Origin of the sequence: Streptomyces sp. URMC 126 (assembly GCF_051386555.1) — a bacterium.
Taxonomy (GTDB): domain Bacteria; phylum Actinomycetota; class Actinomycetes; order Streptomycetales; family Streptomycetaceae; genus Streptomyces.
This window is the reverse complement of sequence record NZ_JBPQTX010000459.1, coordinates 1-4,155: the sequence shown is the minus strand read 5'-3', so window position 1 is coordinate 4,155 and position 4,155 is coordinate 1. Positions and strand designations below refer to the sequence as shown.

Genomic DNA, 4,155 nt, shown 5'->3' with positions numbered 1-4,155 from the left:
GCTCGTAGCACGGGGCTCAGGGGCAGGGGGCTCGCCCGGAGTACGGGGCTCAGGGGCAGGGGACGCGCTCGGAGCACGGGGCTCAGGGGCAGGGGACGCGCTCGGAGTGCGGGACTCCGGGGCACGAGACCCGCCCGGAGCACGGGACTCCAGGGCACGAGGCCCACCCGCAGGACCGGACTCCGGGGCACAAGGCCCACCCAGAGAACCGGACTCAGGGGCACAAGGCCCACCCAGAGAACCGGACTCAGGGGCACAAGGCCCACCCAGAGAACCGGACTCCGGGGCACAAGGCCCGCACGGAGCACCGGACTCCGAGCGCGCGAAGGCGGCGGACCCGCGCGGCCCCGGGTCGCCGGACGCATCCGGCGTGCCGGAGTCCGAGCCGACGGACGCCACAGGCCCACGGAGCCCCGAGCGGCCGGACACACCCGGCATGCCGGACTCCGAACCGACGGCCGCACCGGACACGCCACACCCCGGACCGGCCGACGCCCCCTGCCCCGCGGGCACCGGACCGGCGGACGTACCCCACGTACGGCGTTCCGGGCCGTCGGACGCACTTGGAGCACCACACCCCGAACCACCGGACGCGCTCGGAGCAGCACACTCCGAACCACCGGTCGTGGTCGGAGCACCACACCCCGAACCACCGGACGCGCGCGGAGCACCGCGCCCCGAACCGACGGACTCGACAGCCCCACGAGACCCCGAAGCGGTGCACGCGTCCGGCGCGCCGGACGTGGAGTCGGCGGGTACCGCGGGTACGGCGGGTTCGGCGGGAGTGCGGGGCTCCCGCTCCTCGTCCAGTGTGGCCAGCGCCCCGAGCGGCACGGGTACGGCGAACGGCCGACGGGCGGGTGCCGGCGGTACGGACCCCGGCGCCGTACCGCCGGCGGCGAGGCACGACACGGCGGTGCCGCAGACGCGGCCCTGGCACCAGCCCATTCCGGCGCGGGTGAGGAGTTTGACGGTGCGGGCGTCCCCGGCGCCGAGGTCGGCGACCGCCTCGCGCACATGACCGGCGGTCACCTCCTCGCAGCGGCAGACGTCCGTGTCGTCGGTGAGCCATTCCGTCCAGCCCGCTCCCGGGGCGTGGGCGGCGGCCATCGCGTCGGCGAAGGCGCGCAGCCGGTCGCGGCGGCGGCGCAGGGCGCGGAGGCGCGCGGACGTGGCGGAGCCGCACCGGCCGGACAGCCGGGCGGCGGCCGCGACCCCCGCCGTCTCCCCCTCCAGCAGCGCGAGTTGCCGGCCGCCGACGCCGGCGGTCTCTCCGGCGGCCCAGATGCCGGGGACAGTGGTCTCCTGGAAGCCGTCCACGACGAGGGCGTCGGCGCCGTCCGGGGTGCGGCGGGTGGCGCAACCGAGGCCGGTGGCCAGCTCGATCCGCGGCTCCAGGCCGTGGCCGACGGCGAGCGCGTCGCAGGCGATCCGGCGGCCGGTACCCGGGACGGGCCGCCAGTCGCGGTCGAGCCGGGTGACGGTGACGGCCTCGACGCGGTCGGTGCCGTGCACCCGGGTGACCGCGCTCCGGGCGCGCAGCGGCACCCGGTGGCGGAGCAACGCCGCGCCGTGGTACGCGGCTTCGAGCGCCTTGTGCGGGTTGACGGCGAGGGCGCGCGGGTGGCGGGCGTAGCCGAGGTAGTCGGACGCCTCGACGACGGCCGGGACCCGCGCGCCGGCGGCTGCCAGCGAGGAGGCGACGGCGAGAAGCAACGGCCCGCTGCCCGCGACGACGACGCGCCTCCCGGGCAGCACCAGCCCGGACTTGAGCATCGCCTGCGCGCCGCCCGCGCCTATGACACCGGGCAGTGTCCAGCCAGGGAAGGGGAGTTGGCGTTCCTGGGCGCCGGTCGCCAGGAGCACCGCGCGGGCCCGGACCAGGACCGGCTCGCCACCGTCGCCGTCGGGGCCGGTGAGAGCGTGGACGCTCCACGCGTCCTCGTCCTCCCGGGTCACGGTCCAGACGTGGTGAGCGGCGAGGTGGTCGACGCGGCGCGCGGCCGGCCGGGCGCACAGGGCGGTGAAGGCGGCCCGGCCCTGGACCGTGCCCCGGTACCGTCGGGCGGACGCCAACTCCGGTGCGGGGCCCCGGAAGTACTGCCCACCCGGCCGGTCGGCGGCGTCGAGGAGCGCGACGGACAGCCCCAGCCCGGCCGCGGCTATCGCGCCGGCCGTTCCGGCGGGGCCCGCGCCGATCACCGCGAGGTCGTACGGGGCCCGGGGCTCAGCCGGCGAGTCCGGCACGGCCGTGTCCTTCCTGTGTGGTGACGGCGTCTCCCGGCCGGGCGGCCACCAGGCAGGCCCGGCGGTTGGGCTCGCCGTTGACGGTGGCGAGGCAGTCGTAGCACTGCCCGATGCCGCAGAACGCACCGCGCGGCCGGCCGCCCTCGCGCGTCGTCCGCCAGGCGAGCACGCCGGCGCCCCACAGCGCGGCGGCGATCGTCTGACCGGGGAGGGCACGGACGGGACGTCCGTCGAAGGTGATGTCGAACGCGACGGCGGCGTCGGACGAAACGCCGGAAGCGCGGCGGCGCGCCATGGCGGGTCTCCTTTCGGTGGGACGACTCATTCGGCCATGCGGTAACGCGGGGGGCGAGAAGGTGGAGATCGAGGAGCTGGGGAGGGGGCGGTACGGGGCGTGAATCCACCGCACCTTCCCGGCTCGTCCAGACGCCCCCCGCACAGCGGCCGTTCGGACGGTGACGCGCACGCGCACCGCACGCCGGCACGGCACAGGCAGCCGGAACACACCGTCGCGGCGAAACCGGGCGCAGGGCCACCACCCCTCCCCCGACACACGCGCACGCCCCGCACGACGGCGGTCGGACACCGCCGCGCACCGCACCTTCCTGAACCGACGGAACAAGCACGCCGACACGGCAGAGGCGGCCGGAACACACCGACGCGACGGAAGCGAGCCCGAAACCGCCGCCCCACCGCGCAACGCGACGCCGGCCCGTTCGGGCCACCAGTCCGGTGACGAGGCGGATACACGGCAGCCACACCGACTCCGAGAACGCCGCAATCCCACCCGGGCGGCGGCCGTCGCGCCACGCGGGACGGCCGGGCACGGACGCGCGGCACGGCGGGTACCGCCGCCGATCCGAGCGTCCGCCCCGGCCTGAAACGGACGGGAGCAGGCGCGGAGCCACCCCGTCCTCCCGCAGTCCTGCCGCCTCCGCCGCCCGTGCGACGGCGCTCTGCCCCAGTGCGCAACGCGACGCCGGCCCATTCGGGCCACCATGCCGGCCGCGAGGCGGATACGCGGCAGCCACACCGACTCCCGTGGACGCCGCAGCCCACCTGGGCAGTGGCCGTCGCGCCACGCGGGACAGCCGGACACGAGCGCGCGGCACGCCGGAGTACCCCCAACGATCCGAGCGTCCGCCCCGGCCGGAAACGGACGGGAGCAGGCACGGGGCCACCCCGCCCTCCCACAGTCCCACCACCCCCACCGCCCGTGCGACGGCGCTCCACCGCACCGCGCAACGCGAGGCTGCGCCGGCCCCCGGCAACGCCGCAGCCCCACCGGGCGGCGGCCGTCGCGCCGCGCTCGATGGCCGGGCACGGGCGCGCGGCACGGCGGAGTTGGGACCGCTGGTCCGAGCGTCGAACCCGGCCGGGAGCAGGCGTGGGGCCACCCCCTCCTCCCGCCGCCCCGGCCGCCCGTGCAACGGCGCTCCACCCCACCGCGCAACGCGAGGCCGCGCCGGTCCCCGGAAACGCCACAGCCCCACCCGGGCGGCGGCTATCGCGCCACGCGCGGCACGGCGGGGTGCCGCCGCCAATCCGAGCGTCGGACCCGACCGGAAGCGGACGGGAGCAGGCGCGGGGCCACCCTGCCCTCCCGCAGTCCCGCCACCCCCACCGGCCGTGCGACGGCACTCCGCCCCACCACGCAACCCGACACCGGCCCTCTCCGGCCACCAGTCCGGCGGCGAGGCGGATACGCGGCAGCCACACCGACCCCGAGAAGGCCACAGCCACCCGGACCGTGGCCGTCGCCCCGCGCGGGACGGCCGGGCACGGACGCGCGGCACGGCGGAGTTGGAACCGCTGGTCCGAGCGTCGGACACAGCCGGAAGCGGACGGGAGCAGGCGCAGGGCCACCCTCCCCTCTCGCAGTCCCGCCGCCCCCGCCGCCCGTGCGAC

Annotated in this window: 1 protein-coding gene and 1 pseudogene; both read right to left on the bottom strand. The window is 77.5% G+C overall.

From position 1 onward, the window contains the following. Positions 1 to 765 precede the first annotated feature (765 nt). Positions 766 to 2,247: pseudogene (locus ACSNOK_RS31265) on the bottom strand (FAD-dependent oxidoreductase); the annotation flags it as partial. Continuing rightward, positions 2,228 to 2,542, bottom strand: a complete 315-nt coding sequence (locus tag ACSNOK_RS31260) for a (2Fe-2S)-binding protein (protein WP_436784169.1) — start codon at positions 2,540 to 2,542, stop codon at positions 2,228 to 2,230. The pseudogene ACSNOK_RS31265 and the gene ACSNOK_RS31260, both read right to left, overlap by 20 nt. Positions 2,543 to 4,155: the final 1,613 nt, after the last annotated feature.

Bases quoted from the DNA above. Each gene is read 5' to 3' on its own strand.
- ACSNOK_RS31260 (WP_436784169.1), bottom strand. From the start codon at position 2,542: ATGGCGCGCCGCCGCGCTTCCGGCGTTTCGTCCGACGCCGCCGTCGCG.